Origin of the sequence: Prevotella melaninogenica (genome assembly GCF_018127925.1) — a bacterium.
Taxonomy (GTDB): domain Bacteria; phylum Bacteroidota; class Bacteroidia; order Bacteroidales; family Bacteroidaceae; genus Prevotella; species Prevotella melaninogenica_C.
Genome location: NZ_CP072347.1, coordinates 817,172 through 841,583 on the forward strand (window position 1 = coordinate 817,172; position 24,412 = coordinate 841,583).

At 41.5% G+C, this 24,412-nt stretch carries 17 protein-coding genes and 1 pseudogene; 12 read left to right on the plus strand and 6 right to left on the minus strand.

The window, feature by feature from the left end:
• Window positions 1–25 precede the first annotated feature (25 nt).
• The 4 genes from rprY to nadC all read left to right on the plus strand — a co-directional run bounded on the left by rprY (window position 26) and on the right by nadC (window position 4,744).
• On the plus strand, window positions 26–733 hold the full coding sequence (gene rprY / locus J4861_RS03030; protein WP_211806973.1) for a response regulator transcription factor RprY: 708 nt from the start codon (window positions 26–28) through the stop codon (window positions 731–733).
• 475 nt (window positions 734–1,208) lie between these two features.
• Window positions 1,209–2,798 (plus strand): L-aspartate oxidase, encoded by a 1,590-nt coding sequence (gene nadB, locus J4861_RS03035; protein WP_211815743.1) that lies wholly within the window; start codon window positions 1,209–1,211, stop codon window positions 2,796–2,798.
• A 71-nt stretch (window positions 2,799–2,869) separates the two neighbouring features.
• Entirely contained in the window at window positions 2,870–3,862 is a 993-nt protein-coding gene (gene nadA, locus J4861_RS03040) for a quinolinate synthase NadA (protein ID WP_211815744.1), read from the plus strand.
• 15 nt (window positions 3,863–3,877) lie between these two features.
• Entirely contained in the window at window positions 3,878–4,744 is an 867-nt protein-coding gene (nadC, locus tag J4861_RS03045; RefSeq protein ID WP_211815745.1) for a carboxylating nicotinate-nucleotide diphosphorylase, read from the plus strand.
• Between the two features lie 227 nt (window positions 4,745–4,971).
• Here nadC and J4861_RS03050 read toward each other — a convergent pair whose 3' ends face one another.
• On the minus strand, window positions 4,972–6,546 hold the full coding sequence (locus tag J4861_RS03050; protein WP_211815746.1) for an NAD(P)/FAD-dependent oxidoreductase: 1,575 nt from the start codon (window positions 6,544–6,546) through the stop codon (window positions 4,972–4,974).
• A gap of 154 nt (window positions 6,547–6,700) precedes the next feature.
• On the opposite strand from J4861_RS03050, the gene thrA reads away from it, so the two are divergent.
• The 5 genes from thrA (at window position 6,701) to J4861_RS03075 (ending at window position 12,448) form a co-directional block, all read left to right on the plus strand.
• Window positions 6,701–9,136: a bifunctional aspartate kinase/homoserine dehydrogenase I gene (thrA, locus tag J4861_RS03055; RefSeq protein ID WP_211815747.1), complete on the plus strand. Its 2,436-nt coding sequence runs from the start codon at window positions 6,701–6,703 to the stop codon at window positions 9,134–9,136.
• A gap of 347 nt (window positions 9,137–9,483) precedes the next feature.
• Entirely contained in the window at window positions 9,484–9,810 is a 327-nt protein-coding gene (locus J4861_RS03060) for a hypothetical protein (protein WP_211815748.1), read from the plus strand.
• Window positions 9,811–9,837: 27 nt separating this feature from the next.
• A complete protein-coding gene (locus J4861_RS03065) occupies window positions 9,838–10,041 on the plus strand; it encodes a hypothetical protein (protein WP_211815749.1) in 204 nt (67 codons plus the stop codon).
• Window positions 10,042–10,064: 23 nt separating this feature from the next.
• Window positions 10,065–11,669: a hypothetical protein gene (locus J4861_RS03070; RefSeq protein ID WP_211815750.1), complete on the plus strand. Its 1,605-nt coding sequence runs from the start codon at window positions 10,065–10,067 to the stop codon at window positions 11,667–11,669.
• A gap of 347 nt (window positions 11,670–12,016) precedes the next feature.
• A complete protein-coding gene (locus J4861_RS03075) occupies window positions 12,017–12,448 on the plus strand; it encodes an HU family DNA-binding protein (RefSeq protein WP_211815751.1) in 432 nt (143 codons plus the stop codon).
• Window positions 12,449–12,729: 281 nt separating this feature from the next.
• Here J4861_RS03075 and J4861_RS03080 read toward each other — a convergent pair whose 3' ends face one another.
• Window positions 12,730–13,725 carry a hypothetical protein gene (locus J4861_RS03080; protein WP_211815752.1) on the minus strand — a complete coding sequence of 332 codons (996 nt, stop codon included), beginning with the start codon at window positions 13,723–13,725 and terminating at the stop codon, window positions 12,730–12,732.
• 296 nt (window positions 13,726–14,021) lie between these two features.
• On the minus strand, window positions 14,022–14,906 hold the full coding sequence (gene ypfJ, locus J4861_RS03085) for a KPN_02809 family neutral zinc metallopeptidase (protein ID WP_211815753.1): 885 nt from the start codon (window positions 14,904–14,906) through the stop codon (window positions 14,022–14,024).
• Window positions 14,907–15,238: 332 nt separating this feature from the next.
• Between ypfJ and pheT the strand changes: the two genes are divergently transcribed.
• The 3 genes from pheT to J4861_RS03100 all read left to right on the plus strand — a co-directional run bounded on the left by pheT (window position 15,239) and on the right by J4861_RS03100 (window position 20,803).
• The gene (gene pheT / locus J4861_RS03090; protein ID WP_211815754.1) at window positions 15,239–17,707 is read left to right on the plus strand and encodes a phenylalanine--tRNA ligase subunit beta; all 2,469 of its coding nucleotides are present in this window, start codon (window positions 15,239–15,241) and stop codon (window positions 17,705–17,707) included.
• A 12-nt stretch (window positions 17,708–17,719) separates the two neighbouring features.
• On the plus strand, window positions 17,720–18,451 hold the full coding sequence (locus J4861_RS03095; protein WP_004359579.1) for a YebC/PmpR family DNA-binding transcriptional regulator: 732 nt from the start codon (window positions 17,720–17,722) through the stop codon (window positions 18,449–18,451).
• Window positions 18,452–19,138: 687 nt separating this feature from the next.
• Complete coding sequence (locus J4861_RS03100) at window positions 19,139–20,803, plus strand: AMP-binding protein (RefSeq protein WP_211815755.1); 1,665 nt, start codon at window positions 19,139–19,141, stop codon at window positions 20,801–20,803.
• An 802-nt stretch (window positions 20,804–21,605) separates the two neighbouring features.
• Here the strand turns inward: J4861_RS03100 and J4861_RS03105 are convergent.
• The 3 genes and pseudogenes from J4861_RS03105 to J4861_RS03115 all read right to left on the minus strand — a co-directional run bounded on the left by J4861_RS03105 (window position 21,606) and on the right by J4861_RS03115 (window position 24,149).
• Window positions 21,606–22,057, minus strand: a pseudogene (locus tag J4861_RS03105) (HU family DNA-binding protein).
• 290 nt (window positions 22,058–22,347) lie between these two features.
• The gene (locus J4861_RS03110; RefSeq protein ID WP_211815756.1) at window positions 22,348–23,925 is read right to left on the minus strand and encodes a hypothetical protein; all 1,578 of its coding nucleotides are present in this window, start codon (window positions 23,923–23,925) and stop codon (window positions 22,348–22,350) included.
• Between the two features lie 23 nt (window positions 23,926–23,948).
• A complete protein-coding gene (locus J4861_RS03115; RefSeq protein ID WP_211815757.1) occupies window positions 23,949–24,149 on the minus strand; it encodes a hypothetical protein in 201 nt (66 codons plus the stop codon).
• Window positions 24,150–24,412: the final 263 nt, after the last annotated feature.

A 24,412-nucleotide genomic window follows, 5' to 3' on the forward strand; every position in this document is an offset into this window, starting at 1 on the left:
ATAAACAATTTAATACGTATAAGTTATGGATGATAAACTGAAAATTCTGTTGTGTGAAGATGATGAGAATCTCGGAACACTGTTGAGTGAATATCTGCAGGCAAAAGGCTATCAGGCTGACCTTTGCCCTGATGGTGAGGTTGGATATAAAGCTTTCTTGAAGAACAAGTATGATATCTGCGTGCTTGATGTTATGATGCCAAAGAAAGATGGTTTCACACTTGCGCAGGAGATTCGTCAGGCAAATGCAGAAGTTCCAATCATCTTCCTTACTGCAAAACAGTTGAAAGAGGATATCTTGGAAGGTTTCAAGATTGGTGCTGATGATTATATCACTAAGCCATTCTCTATGGAAGAACTCGTATTCCGTATTGAGGCAATCCTTCGTCGTGTAAGAGGAAAAAAGACCAAGGAGTCAACAATGTACACTATTGGTCGTTTCACCTTTGATACACAAAAGCAGTTGCTTACCTTAGATAACAACCCTGAGAAGGCAACTAAGCTTACAACAAAGGAGAATGAATTGCTTGCTTTGCTTTGCGCACACTCTAATGAGATTCTTCAGCGTGATTATGCTTTGAAGACTATTTGGATTGACGATAACTACTTCAATGCACGTTCAATGGATGTTTATATCACTAAGTTGCGTAAGCATTTGAAGCCAGACCCACAGGTTGAGATTATCAATATTCACGGTAAGGGTTATAAACTCATCGTACCAGACGAGCAGTAAAAACTTTATTCTGTAAGTTTCTCTTTACTTGAACCACTAAATATTAACGCTATTCTTTCCTCTTTTAAGGGGATTGAATAGCGTTTTTCTTGCTCAATAAGGGCGTGGAAAGGTAAGGGTTTAGCATGATATAAAGAGGAAATCCTCATTTGTACTTCACAAGTTATAGTAAACTTCATTGTGTGTTTGTACTCCGCACCAATGGTGCTAAGCCTTCGCACTATATGTGTTAAGCCTCCGCACATGATGTGCGCAGTATTCGGATAGCATATAAAAAGCATCAACACAGGGATTGGAAACGTGCTGAAAGAGGATTGTTTATACTTAATTCAGAGAGAAAAATTTTTGTGTTCGATAGGAGAAGAAAAAGTTTTCTCATGCACGCACAAATATATATGCTCTTTTCTTACCATTGTTATGGTAATTTTTATTACTTTTGTACCGATTAATTTTTGATATCAGAAGGAATCATATTATGATACACAAATTTGATTTCCTGGTTATCGGCAGCGGTATAGCAGGAATGAGTTATGCACTGAGTGTGGCAAATAGTGGTAAGGGAAAGGTTGCCCTTGTTTGCAAAACTTCTTTGGACGAAGCCAATACGGCTAAAGCACAAGGAGGAATAGCAGCAGTAACGAACCTTGCCATTGACAATTTTGAAAAGCACATCAACGATACTATGGTCGCTGGTGATTATATTTCTGACCCTTTAGCTGTAAGACAAGTTGTGTGTAATGCGCCAGAAGCTATCAAGGCGCTTGTTAACTGGGGTGTAAATTTTGATAAGCATAAAGACGGTACATACGACCTACATCGTGAAGGAGGGCACAGCGACTTTCGTATTCTTCATCATGCTGATGATACAGGCTTTGAGATACAGCGTGGATTGATGGATGCGGTGAGAGTTAACCCAAATATTACAGTCTTCGAAAATCACTATGCTGTTGAGATTATCACGCAACACCACTTGGGTATAAAGGTGACACGCAGAACGCCAGATATAGAATGTTATGGTGCGTATATCCTCAATCCTGAAACGAAAAAGGTAGATACCTTCTTAAGTAAGGTAACACTCATGGCTACAGGTGGAGTAGGGGCAGTCTATGCAATGACATCTAATCCTGTGATAGCTACTGGCGATGGTATAGCAATGGTTTATCGAGCCAAGGGAACAGTAAAGGATATGGAGTTCGTACAGTTCCACCCGACGGTTCTTTATAATCCTTCTGAAACGCATCCAGCATTTCTGATTACTGAGGCTATGCGTGGCTATGGTGGGGTGTTGCGACTTCCTGACGGTCAAGAGTTCATGCAGAAGTATGATAAACGTCTTTCTCTTGCTCCACGTGATATCGTTGCTCGAGCTATCGACCATGAGATGAAGATTCACGGACTAAATCATGTTTGTCTTGATGTAACACATAAAGATGCTGAAGAAACGAAGCATCATTTTCCACATATTTATGAGAAATGTTTGAGCATTGGGATTGATATAACAAAGGAATATATCCCCGTTTGTCCAAGTGCTCACTATATCTGTGGGGGTATAAAGGTCGATTTGAATGCAGAAAGCTCTATTCATAGACTCTATGCCGTTGGTGAATGTTCATGTACGGGATTGCATGGAGGAAACCGACTTGCCAGCAACTCGCTGATAGAAGCAGTCGTCTATGCTAAGTCTGCAGCGGAACATACTCTACGGATGATAGACAACTATGACTTTAACACAAATATTCCTGAGTGGAACGATGAAGGCACAATGACCAATGAAGAGCATGTTTTAATCACACAGAGTATTAAGGAAGTTGGCGAAATCATGAGCAACTATGTTGGTATTGTTCGAAGTGATTTACGTTTGAAGCGTGCTTGGGCAAGACTCGACTTATTGTATGAGGAGACAGAAAGCCTCTTTAAGCGCGTGACGGCAACGAAGGATATATGCGAACTTCGTAATATGATAAATGTCGGTTATCTGATAACAAGACAAGCCATAGAGCGAAAGGAAAGTCGAGGATTGCACTACACGGTAGATTATCCGAAGCATGCATATGACGAGAAGTAGTAAAAGAGTATAGATAGATGATGAGAGAAGCACAACAACCATTGTACTCTCAGTTTATAATATAAAATAACATGATAGATAAAAAATGGCTGGAACAGGGCTTTATAGATGAACCTATTCCTGAAGGGACTGATGTAAAGGCTGAAATACGCAGGATGTGTAAAGAGAAGAATGCGCTTATCATGGCACATTATTATACAGAAGGCGTAATTCAAGAGTTGGCAGATTTCGTAGGAGATAGTTTGGCTTTGGCACAAAAGGCTGCTACTACAGATGCCGATATAATTGTTATGTGCGGCGTACATTTCATGGGTGAGACGAATAAAATCTTATGTCCAGAGAAGACAATACTCGTCCCTGACCTTAACGCCTCTTGTTCTTTGGCAGAGAGTTGTCCAGCCGATGAGTTTGAGAAGTTTGTAAAAGCACACCCTAATCATACCGTGGTAAGCTATGTCAATACAACTGCAGCAACCAAAGCTGTGACAGATGTTGTGGTGACGAGCAGTAATGCAAAACAGATTGTTGAGTCTTTACCAAAGGATACTCCTATCATTTTTGGACCAGATAGGAACTTAGGACATTATATCAGCGAGCAAACAGGACGTGAGATGTTGCTTTGGGATGGTGCATGTGAAGTTCATGATAGATTCTCTGTAGAGAAGATTCAGCAGTTAAAACGCGAGCATCCAGCAGCAAAAGTACTGGCTCATCCTGAATGTCCACCTACTGTCCTCTGCTTAGCTGATAAGGTTGGAAGTACATCTGCCTTATTGAAGTATAGTGTTGAGAATGATGCTCAGGAGTTTATAGTGGTGACGGAGAGTGGTATTCTTGTTGAAATGCAGCGATTGGCTCCACAAAAAACCTTTATCCCTGCCCCTCCTAATGATAGCGATAGCCCTTGTAACGAGTGTGAGTATATGAAATATATTACTTTGAGGAAGCTGTATAATTGCTTGAAGTATGAGTGGCCTGCTATTGAAGTTGAGCCAGAAATGGCAAAGAAGGCTGTCAAATCAATTCATAGAATGTTGGATATTTCAAACAGATTAGGTTTATAATTTAAAGATATTATTATGTTGTCAGTAGAAGAACTAAACGATAAACTCATCGAACTCGCTTTCAGTGAGGATATAGGTGATGGTGATCATACAACGCTTTGCTGCATCCCTGCTGATGCTAAGGGTGAAAGTAGATTACTGATTAAGGAAGAGGGAGTCTTGGCAGGAGTGGATGTTGCCAAAAGAGTGTTGCATCATTTTGACCCAGAACTACAAATAGAAGTCTTTGTGGAAGACGGTTCTCATGTGAAGCCTGGTGATATTGTCATGAGTGTGAAGGGCAGAACGCAGAGCCTTTTGCAGACAGAACGTCTTATGCTTAACATCTTACAGCGTATGAGTGGTATTGCAACGATGACCCATAAGTATCAACAAGCACTCATTGATGCAGGTACGAAGACACGCGTTTTAGACACACGTAAGACAACACCGGGTATGAGAATGCTGGAAAAAGAGGCTGTGAAGATTGGCGGTGGTATGAATCATCGCATTGGTCTCTTTGATATGATTCTCCTGAAAGATAATCATGTTGACTTCTGTGGTGGTGTACATAATGCGATCTCTAAGGCAAAGCAGTATTGTAAGGACCATGGCAAGGATGATCTTAAGATAGAATGTGAGGTAAGAAACTTTACCGAATTGGAAGAAGCATTAAGTGAAGGCTGTGACCGTATCATGTTTGATAATTTCACACCAGAGGATACTCGCAAAGCAGTTGAGATGGTTGCTGGACGCTGTGAAACGGAGTCAAGTGGTGGAATCACCTTTGACACGATGATTCCTTATGCACAAGCTGGTGTTGATTTCATTTCTTTTGGCGCACTAACACACAGTGTTAAAGGACTTGATATGAGCTTCAAGGCTGTTGTTTCAAAAGACTAATTCGTAGTTAAATACCAATACCTCTGATTTCTTTTCATGAAGAAAAAGATTTTTCTTCATGAAAAGAAATCTTTTTGTTCACGTAAATAATTATTTCTTTTCGTGAAAGTAATTCGATAAGATAGAGTCTATAGAAGTAGAAAAAAGTACTGCGAGAGATCTAATACATTCTCTATCAAGCTATAAACAAAGTCTATTAAGCTACTTACTAACAGAAGCAAACGACTTTATAACTGCTGAAGATAAGCCGAAACCATTTCAGCACAGCGCTCTCCATCAATGCCTGCACTAACGATTCCACCTGCATAACCTGCACCTTCTGCACAAGGGAAAAGACCCTCAAGGCGGACATGCATGAGGTGTTCTCTGTCACGGAGGATACGAACAGGAGAACTTGTACGAGTCTCGGAAGCAATCATTACTGCTTCATTCGTAAGGAAGCCATGCGCTTGTTTACCAAAGGTTCTGAATGCTTCTTGGAGTCGTTTTGTGATAAATGATGGCATCCAGAAATGAAGTGGACTGGAAATAAGTCCTGGTGCATAGCTCGATTTAGGAAGATCATACGACAGACGATTGTTCACGAAGTCTGCCATACGCTGTGCAGGAGCAGTCTGTTTGTGGTTTCCCTGCTGCCATGTGTCTCGCTCTAACTGTTCCTGATAACGCAAGATACGCAAAACATCATCGCCTTCAACATCCTCTGGATTTAATTGAACAACCATACCCGAGTTAGACCATTGCGTTCCACGATTGGCAGGACTCATACCATTGGTTACAGTTTGTTCTGGACCAGTTGCTGAAGGAATCACAAAACCGCCAGGACACATACAGAAAGAATAGACACCACGACCCTGTGCTTGTGTCACAAAAGAGTACTCTGCTGTTGGAAGATACTTCCCCTTGCCGTTCTTATTATGGTACTGTATTTGATCAATTAAGTGAGAAGGATGCTCCAATCGCACTCCAACAGCGATTCCTTTTGTTTCCATCTCAATTCCTGCCTCTGCAAGATAGCGATAGATATCGCGTGCAGAATGACCCGTAGCAAGAATGACTGGACCATGAAACTCACGCTTCACACTCACAGCTCCACTGTTATCAACAGCCTCTACACCAACAACTTTATCACTATCGAGTATTAAAGAAGTCATCTTTGTTTGGAAATGAACCTCACCACCACAGTCAAGTATTGTGTTACGCATATTCTCTATGACACGAGGAAGCTTGTCTGTACCAATGTGTGGATGGGCATCAGCGAGGATAGAAGGTGATGCACCATGTTGACAAAAGACATTTAGAATCTTATCAACAGGACCACGCTTCTTGCTTCGTGTATAAAGTTTTCCATCCGAATAAGCTCCAGCACCACCTTCACCAAAGCAGTAATTTGACTCAGGATCAACCTCTTGTGTCTTTGAGATTAAAGCCATATCTAACTTACGATCACGTACATTCTTTCCACGTTCGAGGACTATTGGGCGCAATCCTAATTCGATTAGCTTCAGAGAAGAGAATAAACCAGCAGGACCAGCACCTACCACAACGACCGAAGGACGACTGCTTACGTCTTGGTATTCAGTCTTCACATAAGGGTCGTCTTGTGGAAATTCGTTAATATAAACACGAATTTTCAGATTAACATATATGTCACGATGGCGTGCATCAATAGAACGCTTCAATACCCGAACACGATAAATGGTACGCTCATCCAGCCCCTTTTCTTTTGCAAGATATGCCTTCATGTTATTTTCATTATAGGCAACTTGGGGCAAAACGCGTAACTGATATTCCTCTGTCATATATAGTATAACTTCTTCTTTTTGCCACAAAATTACTCAAATATATCGAGAAATTCGTTGGCTATTGCAATATTTCTTATTATTTTTGTGGCTAAGTTTTGCACCTCCCCCATTGTAAAGGGGATGCCAAATAATAACAAAATAAACATCAGGAATGAAAGTATTAAAGTTTGGCGGAACATCCGTAGGTTCTGTTTCGAGTATTTTAAGTCTACAAAAGATTGTAGAAAAGGAGGCTAAACATCAACCAATTATTGTGGTTGTTAGTGCCTTAGGTGGTATAACAGATCAGCTCATAGCTACTTCTCAACTTGCCTTGAAGGGTGATGAAAGTTGGAAAACAGAGTTTGATTCTATCGTTGCACGACATCATAAGATGATTGATGCGATTATTACCGACCCACATGACCGTGAGATGCTATTCAACAAAGTGGATAGTCTTTTTGAGCAACTTCATTCTATTTATTACGGTGTATTCTTAATTCACGACCTCAGTCATAAGACAGAAGATACTATTGTAAGCTATGGTGAACGTCTAAGTTCAAGAATAGTAGCTACGCTTATTCGTGGAGCAAAGTGGTTTGATGCTCGTGAGTTTATTAAGACTGAGGAGAGACACGGCAAAAGAAGTCTCGATTCAGAACTAACCAACAAACTTGTAGTAAATACTTTCTCTAACCTTCCTCGCATCTCTCTTGTACCTGGTTTTATAGCACAAGACCGTGACTCTGGCGACATTACCAATCTTGGGCGTGGTGGAAGTGATTATACGGCATCCATCCTTGCCGCATCTCTCAACGCTGAAGTCTTGGAGATATGGACGGATGTTGACGGCTTTATGACAGCTGACCCTCGCGTCATCAAGAGTGCCTATACCATTAATGAGCTTTCCTATACTGAGGCTATGGAGCTTTGTAACTTTGGTGCAAAGGTCGTCTATCCTCCAACGATATACCCTGTCTGTGTAAAAAACATCCCAATCAAGGTAAAAAACACATTCAATCCTGATGGACAGGGTACGATTATTAAAGCACACATAGAGAACAATCAAAAACCTATTAAGGGTTTATCATCTATCAAAGGTACTACGGTTATTACCGTGACAGGTCTTTCTATGGTGGGTGTTGTTGGTGTCAACCGTCGTATCTTTAGTTCTCTTGCCAACAATGGTATTAGTGTCTTCCTTGTATCACAGGCAGCATCAGAGAACAATACCTCTATCGGTGTGAAGGATGAAGATGCCGACAATGCAGTGAAGGTACTTAATGAAGAGTTCCGTCTTGAGATAGAAGATGGACGTATGTTCCCTATGCATGCCGAAAGTGGACTGGCAACAGTAGCGGTCGTTGGTGAGAACATGAGGCGAACACCAGGTATCAGTGGTAAACTCTTTGAGGTTCTTGGTCGTTCTGGTATTAGTGTTATTGCTATTGCGCAGGGTGCATCTGAGATGAATATCTCATTTGTTGTGAAAGGCTCTGACCTAAGGAAAGCACTGAATGTACTCCATGATTCACTTTTCTTATCGGAATATAAAGTACTGAATCTCTTTATTTGCGGCATTGGTACAGTAGGTGGTAAGCTCATTGAACAGATCAAGAGCCAGTATGAAGAGTTGAAGCAAAATTCTAACTTAAAGTTGAAGGTGGTGGGAATTGCTTCATCTAAGAATGCTATTTTCAATCACGACGGCTTAAATCTTGATAATTATCGTAAAGAACTCAAGGAAGGTGAGGCTTCAAGTCCAGAGCATTTGCGTGATGTTATCCTAAAGATGAATATCTTTAACTCGGTGTTTGTGGATTGTACTGCTTCTAAAGAAGTGGCTGCACTCTACCAGTCTTTATTGGAAAATAATATCTCTGTGATTGCTGCCAACAAGATTGCAGCATCTGGAGCATACGATGATTATTACCATTTAAAGCAGACAGCCATTCAACGTGGTGTCAAATTCCGCTTTGAAACAAACGTGGGCGCAGGTCTACCTATCATTGGTACAATCAATGACTTGCGCAATTCGGGTGACAAAATACTAAAGATTGAAGCCGTATTATCAGGTACGCTTAACTTCATCTTTAATGAGATTGGAGCTGATGTTCCCTTCTCTGAAACTGTTAAACGTGCTAAAGAGCAGGGCTATAGTGAGCCAGATCCCCGTATTGACCTTAGTGGAACGGATGTTGTTCGTAAGCTGGTTATCCTCACACGTGAGGCTGGATACAAGGTGGAACAAGAGGATGTTGAGAAGCATCTATTTGTTCCTGATGATTATTTCCAAGGTTCAGTAGAAGACTTCTGGAAACGTCTTCCTGAACTTGATGCTAACTTTGAACAACGTCGTCAGCTATTAGCAGAGGAGGGTAAACGCTGGCGTTTCGTTGCTACAATGGAACGTGGCAAGACGAATGTTGCACTAAAGGAAGTGGCTTCTACCCATCCTTTCTATAATCTTGAAGGTTCTAACAACATAGTCCTACTGACCACTGACCGTTATAAGGAGTATCCTATGCAGATACAGGGTTATGGTGCCGGTGCATCGGTAACGGCAGCCGGAGTGTTTGCGAATATCATGAGTATCGCTAACATCTAAAGAGACATTAGTAAAGCATTATATATCAAAAAGAAAAGGACGTACGCTATGTATGCCCTTTCGTGTATGTATAAAAATATTCCTGCTCGATAATACTAAACCGAAATTATTCATTTGTGCATAACGTTCACCCGCCTTATAATACAGTGTTACCTCTATATTAAACAAACTTTGTTCAGGCTCTGGCAATTGATTTCAATTAAAAGTAAAAGAAGAAAGTCCATCCGCCACTCTGTCTCTCATTCTTCTTTCTTTCTGCGTTGTCTTCCCTCGATTAATCTATCCAATTTATACATTTCTTTTAGATTTCCTTGCCAATTCTAAAAAGATGTCTTACCTTTGCAGCCGTGAAACAATTAGCAACGACATATCCAGCCAATTCAGCGCAGCAAAGAAACTTTGATTTCTTTGCCTTTTTTAGTGCTTTATATTTGGTAGTTTCAGATATTTTGCTAACACACACACACACACACACACAGGCGCACTTAGCGTTTAATCATACATTTTTTCTTCTCGCATACGCGCGCGCGAAGCGTGCCGTAACCCCTGTAAACAAAGGACTTCACGGAGTTTTCTTTGTTCGCTTTTTTATGCCCTTTTGTGAACTTCGTTTAGAGCAAAATAAGAACAAAATAACAGCGATTTTAATCAATAAACAAAACAGGATGCGTTAACTACGTTTCCCCTAAAAATTAAACGAAATGAGAATAATTGAAAGAAAGATTTATCAAAAGCCCCAGTGCAACATTGTTTGTACGGAGACAGAAGCATTATTGGGTAACGCCAGTGGTAATGCCGGAACAATTCAGCCTGGCGCAACAGTGGGCGATGCCAAGCACAACTTTTTTAACGAAGAAGAGGAAGACCAAGAAGAGACTTCTTGGGATAGTACAGAAAACGATTAAGAATTATCAGAAAGGAAAAGAAAATGAATAAGTTTATGAAGAGAACGACTATTGGTTCAGTAATGCGAGGCATGTGTTACGGCTTCGCAGCTTTGTTGTTTGCTGCCAGCTGTGCGAACGATGACGTTGCACAGGATGAAAAGCAGAAGAAAGATAACATCCCAGCAAGTACAACCGTATTTACAGGTACTTCCCTACCAGATGCAACAACACGTACAGCCATCCTTAACCATACAAAGGGCACAGGTGCTTCCGTAAATTGGAGTAGCACGGACAAGATATGGGTAAAGGACGATGGAGGAACTTGGCAACAGAGTGGAACCGTAACAATTCCTTCTGCTGCAAATAAGGCGGAAGGAATGTTTGCTCTGTCAGGTACTTATACGGGTGCTACACACGACGTCCTTTATACAAACAAGTCTGTTTCAGGAACGCAACCACAAGTAGAGATTAAGAAAGAACAAACACAGTCTACCCCAAATAACTTCGACCATGCAGGTGAATCGGGCGATTTTGGTATCGCTACAGGTAACAAGGCAGGCAGTTATTACAAATTCTCTCTTAATCACAAGGCTGCTTATCTCTGTTTTATCCCTCGCTCAAGTAATCCTTATGTTAATCGCAGTAAGTTGATTAAGGTTGAGATTATGAGTGACGACGATATTGCCGGTACTTACAACATAGCAGCCAATGGAGCCCTCACCCTCGCTTCGGGTGGTTCAAAGACGATCACAGTAACAACTGGTTCGGGCTTTGATATAGACAACCCTGCTGATGATATGAGCAAGAATGCTACCTATGCTGTCATCGCCCCAGGCACACATAAATTCCGTATTCGTTACTGGCTTCGTAATACGACAGATAATCCTTATGGACCGATAGAGGGAACTGTATCAAAGATCGTTACCCTTAATTGTACAGCAGGTTCAATTCATGATATAACAGCGAATCTCGATCCGCATGATTACGATGGCGACCATTACTCTATGTGGGATGCCCAGCAGCAATATTGGTATGGTTACGAATGGACAAAGCACTTATCAGGAAACACTGGTCAGCCAACAGTCGGTGGCGGTAGCGGCTCATCAAACTACGCCCAGAGCAATACTGACCCACGTTACTACAACGAAGCATTTACTTCTGGCGTAAATAACCCCGCTACTCACGCACCATGTAAGGACCTCCCTAATGCAAACGAGATGTCTTGGTATGTAGTGTACGGCGATCCACGTTGGGACGATGACGAATTATGGACTACTATGGGTCATTTATATGAAGGCGGCGTGTGGTTTAAGAAGAAGTCTATATTGCAAGCGGAAAATCATTACGACACCGAGAAATCTGCTGACGGTACAACCGACATGCGTACAACATTCAAGAGCTACAGCAACAACACCTCCAGTCTTCCTTCCGCTGCCGATGCAGGTAACTACTTTTACTTGCCCGCCCTGGGTTACTACATATCTGGTTATCTGTACAACGTTGGCCTCCGCGGCTACTATTGGTCGTCAAGTGCTCTCCCATCGGACGGCGGCAGCAACGCGTACTACCTGTTCTTCGTCAGTGGTTACGTCAACGTGGGCAACAGCAACCGCAACTACGGGTACAGAGTCGGCGGGATTGAGTAGTCCTAAAAGCCCCACCCCGACCCTCCCCAAAAGGGGAGGGAGCCTAACAGGATAAGGGAGGATGAGAGAAAATCTAACCCGTTGCAAGAAAATTTCTAACGTGTTAGAAATTTACGGGGAATGGGTTAACGAGAAATTTCTAACGGTCGGAAGAAAATTTCTCTACGGTGAGAAATTTACGTACCTACGGTTGGAAAGAAATTTTTCACAAAGGAAAATTTTCTTCTGACCGTAGGTAATTTTAAGACTTACCTTTGGCTGTGGAAATAGATGAGGGGGAAGGAGAATTTCCAAGGAATGGAAATGCCGTAAAAACTTAAATATTTACTTTTAAAAACAAAACAATTATGAAGATTAAACTCCAAAAGAAAAAGAATCCGCAGAAGCGGACAGAAGAAAAGTATTATGCTAATCCTGTAAATCTTGGTAAGAAAACCTTGCGGGATATTGCGCGCGACATTGCGGGGCGTTCTTCGCTGACACGTGGCGATATCGAAAACGTGCTGGCGAACTTTATGGATTGTCTGCCTCATTATCTCCGCGATGGCTTTAGCGTGCAGTTGGGCGAGTTTGGCACGATGCGCTTAACACTGTCAAGCGAGGGGGCCGCAACGGAAAAGGCGTTTAAGACAGAGACTATCAAGCCGCGCGTAACGTTTACACCGGGCGTAGAACTGAAAGCTGCGCTGCGCGAAAACTCGTATGAGACGGTGAAGGAGGAAAAGTCGGGCGGAAAGGAAGAAGGGGGCGGAAAGACTCCCGGACCTTTGCCAGGGTAGTCCTCGCCAACTCCCCCGAGAGAGAGCCTAGTTGGGGGATAAGCATCTAGATTGCCTGCTTTAAAACGATTTTTTTGATATCTGCCGTTAGCGACTCTCAAGAGTGAGGGAATAGCTTTTAGTAAGCTTGTCGCTTGAAATAATTCTACAGGAAAAGACCATTTCAAAACTCGCATTCGAGTGAGGAAATGGTCTTTTATCTTTAGGGTTCAAAGTGGAGGGCTCACTAAGATGTGTGTTTGCTTTTTCAAATCTTTATCTTTGTTATTATAAGAGCGAAATTATAAAATCAAATCCCATTCAACATTCTCTGTTGTCATGTTACTTTCTTCCTCCTTAAATGTAAAACTTTTAGGCTTTTGCCCTTCTACTTTTATATTAACGACGGTCATTACATTACGTTTGAGCAGCAATTGTTTGCTTTCTTCTTCGACAGTTCCGTCATCCTTTGTCCATACCGCCTTGACCTCCATTGTTGTTTGATAGCCATCTTGACACGCTTTGAGAATGTCACTAAAAGAGTAAGTAGCTCTGTTGTCATAGGCGGCGCTGCTCTTAGTTAAAGTAATATGCCACCCTGCATAGGTAATAATTAATTTACCTTCGTTTGGCGGTGTAACCTTAAAATGAAGCCCAAAGACAGCCCTCCTCATGTCAATTGTTAGATCTTTTGTGGCTTTTGGACTGAAATCATTAATTGTACCATAAAGTTTTACAAGGCGTGGATATTGAACGTTTTTCCCATTAGCAATGGTTGTTTCTCCTTTTGTTAAACCATTCAGGTTTTCATCTTTTGAGAAGACAAAAGTATTTGTGGCCTTTGTTCCCTTGTTTGCTCCATGCAAGAAAGGGGCTAAATAGGCTCCATCTTTTGCGTAAACCTGATCATCCTCCTCCGTAACTATCAAGCATTCCACTTTATAACGATTTTCTACGTTCATTTTTAACGCAATCTTTGAGAGGTTAGTAAACAAACCGTAAGCATACATAGAATAGTCTTCGTCGTTAGGTTTTTTCTCATAGACATTGACAGCATAAAACTTTTTCTTACTTTCTTCTCTTGCGGCTCTGCTCAGAGGCTGTGGCTTTGCCGCCATTGCCTCTTCTACCGTTTCAACACGTAACTCCTTAGGATGAATACGTACAACTCTGGTCAACTTGTCTTTTGCATTGTTTGACCTTTTGTTACCATCATTACTCTCTAATACTGGCTTTTCGCAGGCTGCAAAGAAAAATAGGCACAATAAAAGCCCAATCCATGTTACTTGTTTTTTCATACTAGTAATTGTTTAAGTTAATATTTTATTAATCAAGTTTGTAGTCAATTTACATATACTCCATTAAGCGGGGAATAGGTATTGTAGACTACTCTTTATCAATAAGTTGTTTAGTTCTCAATGGTGCAAAGATAAATAAAAATCAACAAAAAACAAACAAATTTAAACAAGGAATATACAAAATGCGTATTAGACTCTTTAAAAATAAAGTTTACATCTATAATTCCTTTCTATTCATCACATCCTCATTATACTTTAAGTATACTTTTAGATGAAGATAAGGATGTTTAATATCCTTAGTCTAAATCCCCTGGTGCAAAGGTTGTTGTATTCCAATCACCAGTTTCGATACCTTTCTTTAACCAGTACATACGCTGTTCGGAAGTTCCATGGGTGAAAGTCTCAGGGAGTGCATAGCCACGAGCTTTCTTCTGAAGATAGTTATCGCCGATTTTCTCCGCACAATCAATCGCCTCTTCGATATCACCATCAGTAAGACTTTGATATTTTTCATTGTCATAATGTGCCCAACAACCAGCATAATAATCGGCAAGAAGCTCTAATTTCACGCTCAGTTTGTTCGCTTCTTCCTTACTAACATGTGCCATCTTTGCATGACATTTGCCAAGGATTCCACGGAGATATTCCACATGATGACCCACTTCATGCGCAATCACGTAGGCATAAGCAAAGTCAAGGTCGCCCTTTGCTTGTATTCCTAAGTCCTTACGCATACCGCTAAAGAAACTCAAGTCGAGGTAAAGGCGTTGGTCAGCAGAGCAGTAGAATGGACCCATAGCGGCAGAGCCATTACCACAAGCAGTTTGTACTGCACCTGTGAAAAGAACAAGCGTAGGGTATTGGTATCTCATGCCGTGTAACTGAAACTGCTCCGTCCATACGTCTTCTGTACCTGCAAGAATCTGTTTTGAGAAGTCAGCAAGCTTCTCTTCTTCTTCTGTAAACTGATGTTGTTCTCCACCAGTTTGTATCTCAGTTTGTCCTTGTATCTGCTGTTGAACGATGTTGTTGACCACGTCTCCCATGTTTCCATCGCTTAAAAAGGTGATAAGCGCAATGACAATGATACCTCCGATGCCACCAATACCAGCTTTAGCGCCCGTACCCATGCCACGACGGTCTTCTACATTATTACTTTCTCTGCGTCCTGTAAGTCTCATTTTATTTCCTTTGTTTTTTAAGCTTAATTGTTTCTATGTTGGCAAAGGTAAGGCATTATCTTGAAATCTGCAAGTATTACAACCTTGTTCCTATAACTTAAATGTATGCGTTTCATACTATAAAGCTGATGTTTTCATGGATTAAAGCTATGTGATAATGACTTTGAAAGATAGCTTTATGTGCGTAAAAAATAGTCTACTTTTTCTTTGTTACGATTATAGAAAGAGAGACTTTCTCTATATGCAACGGCTTTTTTCTTTTATCCTTTTGCTATATCTGAGTTTTTTCGTAAATTTGCATGTATTTTCAGAACAAACAATATAACTATATAATGAAGATTTCATACAAATGGCTAAAGGAATACGTTGATTTCAATCTTAGTCCAGAAGAGATTGCAGTTGCGCTCACTTCCATAGGTTTGGAGGTAGGCTCACTGGACGAAGTTGAAACGATACGTGGTGGATTAAAGGGTTTATATGTTGGTAAGGTGCTTACTTGCGAGGCACATCCAAACTCTGATCACCTTCACGTAACAACCGTTGACCTTGGCAAGGGAGAACCACAGCAGATTGTATGTGGCGCACCGAATGTTGCAGCAGGACAGAAGGTAATCGTTGCTGATTTAGGTTGTGTACTCTATGATGGCGACAATGAGTTTACTATCAAGAGAAGCAAGCTGCGTGGTGTAGAAAGTCTTGGTATGATTTGTGCCGAGGATGAGATTGGTGTTGGCACTGGTCATGATGGTATCATTGTGTTGCCAGAGGATGCACCAGTCGGTCAGCCTGCATCAGAGTATTACCAATTAGATAGTGACTGGTTGATTGAAATAGATATCACTGCTAACCGTGCAGATGCGTTAAGCCATTATGGTGTAGCTCGCGACCTCTATGCATGGTTGACACAGAATGGTTATGAAACTTCATTGCATCGTCCATCTTGTGATGCATTTAAGGTTGACAATCATGACCTTCCTATTGATGTGACCATCGAGAATACAGATGCTTGCCGTCGTTATGCTTGTTTGAGCATTACTGATTGTGAGGTAAAGGAAAGTCCACAATGGTTGAAGGATAAACTGAATATTATCGGTTTACGACCAATTAACAATATCGTTGATATTACCAATTATATCATGATGGCTTACGGCCAGCCTATGCACTGTTTTGATGCAGACATGGTTAAAGGGCACCACATCATCGTTAAAGATAAGAATGAGGGTAAGAAGTTCGTTACTTTGGATGGTGAAGAGCATACACTTGGTGAGCACGATCTTGCAATCTGCAATGAGGAAGACCCTATGTGTATAGCAGGTGTCTTTGGTGGAAAGGGTAGTGGTACTTACGAAACAACAAGAAATGTAGTCTTGGAGAGTGCTTACTTCCATCCAACATGGATTCGTAAGAGTGCTCGTCGTCATGGTCTTTCAACTGATGCCAGCTTCCGTTTTGAGCGTGGTATTGATCCAAATGGTGTCATCTATGCGCTAAAGCAGGCTGCAATCCTTTGTAAGGAACTTGCAGGTGGTAAGGTAAGTATGGAGATTCGTGATGAGTATCCAACTAAGATGGAAGGCTTCCCAGTTCGTTTGAACTATGAGTATTGCGACCGTCTTATCGGTAAGAAACTCGGTAATGAAACGATTAAGCGTATTGCTGAAAGTCTTGAAATGAAGGTAGAGAAGGAAGATGCAGAGGGACTCAATCTCCTCGTTCCTCCTTATCGTGTTGATGTACAGCGTCCTTGTGATGTTGTTGAAGACATCCTTCGTATCTATGGATATAATAATGTAGAGATTCCTACAGAGTTGAAGTCTTCATTGACAATCGCAGAAGAGGCTGACAAGAACTATCATCGTGAGAATATCATCGGTGAGCAGTTAGTAGGTGCTGGCTTCTCAGAGATTATGAATAACTCGCTCACAAAGAGTTCTTACTATGAGGAGACAGGCCTTAATGCTTATCCTTGGGAGGAGACTGTGAAGGTGATGAATCCACTTTCAGCAGACTTGGGTGTGATGCGGCAGACCCTTCTCTTTGGTGGTTTGGAGAGTATTGTACGTAATGTAAACCGTAAGGCACAGAACCTTCGCTTCTTTGAAGTAGGTAATGTCTACAAGTTCAATAAGGAAAAGTGGTCAGAGGAAAGTCCTGTTAAGGCTTATAGTCAGGATTATCACATGGCATTGTGGGTGACAGGTAAGCGCGTACAAGGTTCATGGGCACATCCTGATGAGGAAAGTACATTCTATGAACTAAAGGCATACGTAGAGAATATTCTTCGTCGTATCGGCATTGCACAGGGCTTGCTCGTTATCGAAAAGTCTGATAACAACGTCTTTGATAAGGCGATAGCACTGAAGACACGTGCAGGTAAGATACTCGTTGAGATGGGTATTCTTAGCCACAAGCTTTTGAAGAGTTTCAATATTGATCAGAAGGTTTATTATGCAGAGTTGGATTGGGCTGGATTGATGAAGGCCATCCGCAAGAATAAACTTCAGTTTCAGGAGATATCTAAGTATCCTGCTGTAAGCCGTGACCTTGCCTTGTTGGTTGACAACAATGTTGAGTTTGCACAGATTGAAGAGATCGCTCGTCAGGCAGATAAGAAACTCTTGAAGCGTGTCGAACTCTTCGATGTTTATCAGGGTAAGAACCTTCCTGAGGGTAAGAAGAGTTATGCTGTAAACTTCATTCTTCAGGATGAAAGCAAGACGCTCAACGACAAGGCAATTGATGCCATCATGCAGAAATTAATTAAGAATTTAACAAATAAACTCGGAGCAGAACTCCGTTAACAAACAAATCCAATGGGTAGAGCATTTGAATATCGCAAAGCAAGTAAGCTCAAGAGATGGGGTCATATGGCCCGTACGTTCACAAAGTTAGGTAAAGAAATCGCTATTGCTGTTAAGGCAGGTGGTCCTGAGCCTGAGAACAACCCACGCCTTCGTGCGATTATAGCAACATGTAAGCGTGAGAACATGCCGAAGGACAATATCCAGCGCGCTATTAAGAACGCAATGGGTAAAGACACCAGCGACTACAAGGAGGTAACATACGAGGGGTATGGTCCTCACGGAATTGCTGTGTTCGTTGAGACATTGACCGACAATACCACACGTACTGTAGGTGATGTTCGTTCAATCTTCAACAAGTTCAATGGTAATCTTGGTACACAGGGTTCTCTCAGCTTCCTTTTTGACCATAAGGCAGTCTTCACTTTTAAGAAGAAGGACGGCTTGGATATGGAAGAGTTGATTCTCGACTTGATTGACTATGGTGTTGAGGACGAATTCGATGAGGATGAGGAAGAGAACGAAATCACAATCTATGGTGAGCCAACAAGCTTTGGTGAGATTCAGAAACACTTAGAGGACAATGGCTTCGAGATTACTTCTGCTGAGTTCACTCGTATTCCTAACGACTTGAAGGACGTAACACCTGAAGAGCGTGAGACTATCGATAAGATGGTTGAGCGTTTGGAAGACTTCGACGACGTGCAGAATGTTTATACTAACATGAAGCCAGCAGAGGACTAATTTCGTTCCTCTATGCGCCTATATATAATAAGGTGTAATTGATTTTAAGAATATAGAAAGAGACTATTTCAAAGATGTAGTCAGGACTTTTCTTGGGAAATTAAACTTATATTTCCCAATAAAGTGCTACTGACAGATACACAAATCATGTGTTTCTACATTTTTGATATAGTCTCTTTTTGTTTCTTGTTTGTTGGCGTTTCTACTCCTATTGTTATCCTATAGAAAGATAATAAAAGTCGGTTTTGTTGTAATTTTTCATAACTTTGTTTTTTAAACATGCTCTTTTGGCTTCTAAAAGACGCCTAATTGACTTGCAAAAGGTGCTCTTTTGAAGTCTAACTAACGCCCTTTTGAAGTCTAACTAAGCATCTTTTATAAAGTAACTTTGTAACCTATTGATATCGTGTAAGTTGCAAAGGCACGAGAAATAGCGCTAATATATGACTTTTATAGGTGATTTGCAGTCTATTATGTAAATATATTTCAATTGTTTAGTACGCTTTTCAAATAAGAAAATAAGTATAAAAAGATGAAAAACTAAAATCAACTTTGAATTCTTTTATTCGAAGATAAAAAAGGAATATTTCTCCTCTTTTTGTTTACTGAGCATATTTTTCTTGCACAAAGTTTTTGTGAATGTGCAGGAATTTATTTAACTTTGCACGCAAATCATACTTTTGTGCAATGGATTCTATTAAAAGTTTCAACGCGTGTATAGAAAAGAGTATCAAGGATAACTGGGATAAAGATGCTCTGACGGATTATCTTGGCGCTACACTTCAATACCATGATGTAGCTCGCAAAATAGAGAAATTACATATTCTTTTTGAGAATAGTGGTTTGAAGAAAGGTGATAAGGTTGCTCTTTGTGGAAGAAACTCTTCGTCATGGGCAGTTGCATTCTTTGCAACGCTTTCTTATGGAGCTGTAGCAGTACCTGTTCAGCATGAGTTCAAGCCAGAGCAGATTTACAATATTGTTAATCACTCTGAATCAAAACTCCTCTTTGTAGGTGATGTTGTGGCAACAACTATTGATGGAGAACAGATGCCTCAGTTGGAAGGTATAATATATTTACCAGACTTCTCATTGATTCTTTCTCGTTCAGAATCATTGACAAATGCTCGTGAAAACTTGAATGCACTCTTTGGAAAGAAGTATCCAAAGTTCTTCCGTGCGGAGGATGTAAATTATTTCAAAGACGAGGCTGACGACCTTGCACTGATTAATTATACCAGCGGAACAACTGGTTTTTCAAAGGGTGTGATGCTCAGTTATCGTTCTGTGCGTAGTAATCTTGCTTGGGCAACAGCCGATTTGAAACCACATATTAAGCCTGGTAGTAAAGTTCTTTGTATGCTTCCAATGGCTCACATGTATGGAATGATTTGTGAGTTTATCTGCCAGTTTAGCTTTGGTAGTCATCTATATTTCCTTACACGACTGCCGAGTCCTTCTTTGATTGCTCAGGCTTGTACAGATATTCGTCCTGCTATTATTATTGCAGTACCAATGGTTGTTGAGAAGATTATTCGTAAGAATGTCTTTCCAAAGGTACAAAGTACAGCAACTCGTATGCTGCTGAAGATGCCTGTTGTTAGCAAGAAGGTGAAGGAAAGAATCAGTGCGATTGTTATGGAAGCCTTTGGTGGCAATGCGTATGAACTTGTTACCGGCGGAGCTGCTCTTAACAAGGAGATTGAAGACTTCTTGGTAAGTATTAATTTCCCTGTGACCAGTGGTTATGGAGCAACGGAATGTGGTCCGATGGTAACTTATAGTGATTACAAAGACTTTGTTCCAGGCTCTTGTGGTACACCTGTCTTGAATATGGAGGTAAAGATTGTCAGTCCTGATCCTGCAAATGTTCCTGGTGAGGTTATTACCAGAGGAGAGAACGTGATGCTTGGTTATTATAAGAATGAGGAGGCTACTAAAGAAGTTCTTGATAAGGACGGTTGGTATCATACGGGTGATCTTGGAACGATGAGTGCTGATGGTCATCTCTTTATTCGCGGACGTATAAAGAATATGCTTTTAGGCTCTAACGGTCAGAATGTCTATCCAGAAGAGATTGAAGACAAGCTAAACTCTATGTCTATGGTGAGTGAGTGTATTGTTGTTCAGCGTGGTGACAAGATTGTTGGCTTGGTCTATCCTGATTTTGATGAGGCAAAAGAGATGGGCTTCTCACAATCAGATTTGCAAGAAATTATGGAGCAGAACCGTCTGGAACTGAACAATATGTTGCCATCTTTCTGCCACCTCTCGGCAATAGAGTTGCGTGATGAGGAGTTTGCCAAGACTCCGAAGAAGAGTATTAAGCGTTATCTCTATCAGGAAAAATAAGCGTAAGGAACGTTTGAAAAAGTATGTGCTAAAGCTTATTTTTCTTCTTACAAAACAAATAACCTCCGTATAAACCTTTTCCTAAGATAGAATAAGAGGATGTATCAAAATGCAAATACCATTTTGATAATCTTACAGTTTGAAACAATCCAATAAAAAATAACCATTTCTGTACTCGATTTTGAGTAAAGAAATTGTCTTTCCTTTGGGCCTTCAGCAATTTGGAGTGATACCTTTTGAGATTAGAACTTTTGAAGATAGGTCACACAGAGAAATGGAGAGCACAGAGGTTTTATATAGCAGCAATCGTTAGGCACAGAGGCACCGTTGGTGCGTGTAGAAACAGAGGATATTTGCGAGTTTTATTAATGTTTTTGTCTATTTCATTACAAAGCAGTGGTTTGCAAGATCTCTTAAAACGTTTTTTACCAAAGCTATCAGCAACACGTACACTACACCTCTGTCGCTCTTTGCGCCTTCGGCACTTCCGTGATATTGTCTGCTTTCACCTCCGTATTCTCCCCCTCTCTGTGTGCCTTTTATATGTAGTAGGCTTACTTTGTCACTCCATATTTCGGAAGAACCAAACTTTTATTTCAAGTTCAACCACTATTAAATGGTAAGAGCCGTATCAAACTCAAACGTAGAGTTAGATATGGCTCTTTTATGTTTAGTAACCTCCTTATGATTTGAAAAATCAAGGAGTAAACTACTCATCGGGGATTCTGTTATTTACTCCGTCTCTTTTGGAGAGGCTTTTAGGAATTAAGTTCCCTCCCCTACTGGGGTGGGGGGCTAGGCGTTATCCCACCTCTGGTCTTCCGCCTCCCTCTTGCTTCTTTTTTTCTTTCTCCTTTTCTTCCTTCCACTCCTCCCAGTGAATAGAATCAGAAACCAATGAACGGGTAGCAACCTTGTTGCTCTGTGTGCGCGAAGTCTCGGAATGAAACGGACACGGACATTCTTTATCTGCTTTGCCGTTACTTCTTCCGGCTTCGCGATTCCCTTGTCGGCATTGATGGTGTAGTAAAACGTACCTACGCCTTCCAACTTCACCGTGCGACCCTCGGCCATAAAAGCAGCCATAACGACACCTAAGTCTTTCAACACCGCATACGTGTCACCACGACTCACGGTCGAAATCAATGCCAATCGATCAGCCACTTGGTCGGTTGTTACGGGCTTCCCCACGACTACTACCTGTGGATACCACAAACCTGTAATTTTCTTCTTCACTTTCTTAAAAAAAGCCATAGTTTCAAACTTTTAAAGATTAATAAATAGATTTATAATAAACGATGTATAAATTATTTTCAAGTAACAGTCTATCTCGGTCCGTTACAGAGGGTACCTCGGTCCTATACTGAGGTACCCTTAGTCCTATACCGAGGGGGGCTTAGTCCTATACCGAGATACCCTCTTCTATAATGCGTTGACTATCAATTGGTTGCAAGAGGTTTACTTTTTACCCCTTTTTGTCATGTTTTTTCGCATTAATCCTCGCCTTTTAGAGGTAGACACCTGTAAAAGGGCAAGCGCACGGACTACTCGAACCCGTCGACCCTATTCCCGACGTTGCGGTTGGTGTTTTCCACGTAGACGTAACCACTGAAGATGTCCAGGCAGTACGCGCTGTAGCTGTTCCCCGGGTAAGCACTTGACGACCAATAGCTGCCGCTGAGGGCAACGTTGTACAGCTGACCAGTGGTGTTGTAGTGACCCAAGGCGGGCAGGTAGAAGTAATTGTTTGCATCGGCTGCGGAAGGAAGAGTATGAGATGGGGTCCCGCTGTAACTGTTGCTATTTGTGCGCCAATCAGTACCGTCGTAGGCTTTGTTTGCTTTGAATCCGCTTATCTGTGACTTTTTCTTAAACCACATGCCACCTTTATATAAATGACCCATAGTTGTCCATAATTCGTCCTTGTCCCAACGGGGGTCACCACTTGCGGCGTACCACGTCATCTCGTTCACGTTGGGGAGAGTGGCGCATGTCTGGGTAGCGTCGAATCTAACACCTGTACCGCCGCCCTCGCGGTACCAACGAGAGTCAGTGTTGCTCTTGGCGTAGTTGCCGTTACCGGCAACGTTTAACACTGGCTGGTCTTTATTGGCTGACCACCATTCGTGCCCCTTCCAGTATTGTTCCTGAGCATCCCACATATAATAATGGTCGCCATCGTAATCATGTGGGTCAAGATTAGCAGTTATATCATGGATCGAACCTGCCGTACAATTAAGCGTAACGATCTTTGATACTGTTCCTTCAATCGGTCCCTTAGGGTTATCTGTTGTATTGCGAAGCCAGTAACGAATACGGAATTTATGTGTACCTGGGGCTACGACAGCATAGGTTGCATTCTTGCTCATATCATCAGCAGAGTTATCTATATCAAAGCCTGAACCTGTTCTTACAGTAATTGTCTTTGAACCGCCTGAGGCAAGGGTGAGAGCTCCATTGGCAGCTATGTTGTAAGTACCGGCAATATCGTCGTCGCTCATAATCTCAACCTTAATCAACTTACTGCGATTTACGTATGGATTACTAGACCGAGGAATAAAACAGAGATAAGAAGCCTTATGATTAAGGGTGAATGCATAATCACTACCAGATTTGTTACCTGTAGCAATTCCGCAATCGCCCGATTCGCCTGCATGGTCAAAGTTGTTTGGGGCAGACTGTGTTTGTGCTGCCTTTATCTCTACTTGTGGTTGCGTACCAACAGTCGTGTTTGTATATAAAACATCGTGTGAAAGACCGGTATATGTGCCCGAAAGAGCAAACTTAGCAAATGATGGGTTTGCTGCGGAAGGGATAGTCGTCGTTGTGCTCTGCTGCCAATTTCCTCCATCGTCCTTTACCCATATCTTGTCCGTGCTACTCCAATTTACGGAAGCACCTGCGCCTTTTGTGTGGTTAAGGATGGCTGTACGTGTTGTTGTCTCTGGTTGGGAAGTACCTGTAAATACGGTTGTACCCGCTGGGATGTTATCTTTCTTCTGCTTTTCATCCTGTGCAACGTCATCATTTGCACAGCTGGCAGCAAACAATAAAGCAGCGAAGCCGTAACATATACCTCGCATTACTGAACCGATAGTCGTTCTCTTCATAAACTTATTCATTGTCTTTTCCTTTCTGATAATTCTTAATAGTTTTCTGTACTATCCCAAGAAGTCTCTTCTTGGTCTTCTCCTTCATTAAAAAAGTTGTGCTTGGCATCGCCCACTGTTGTACCAGATTGAATAGTTCCTGCATTACCACTGGCATGAACCAATAGGGCTTCTGTCTCCGTACAAACAATGTTGCACTGGGGCTTTTGATAAATCTTTCTTTCAATTACTATCATTTCGTTTAATTTTTAGGGGAAACGCAGTCAGCGCATCCTGTTTGGTTATTAATCAAAATAGCTGTTATTTCGTTCTTATTTTGCTCTAAACGGAGTTCACAAAAGGGCATAAAAAAGCGAACAAAGGAAACTCCTAGAAGTCCTTTGTTTACAGGGGTTACGCCACGCTTCGCGCGCGCGTAGGATGGAAGAAAAAAAGTATGATTAAACGCTAGTAGCGCCTGTGTGTGTGTGTGTTAGCAAATTATTTGGATTGACCAAGG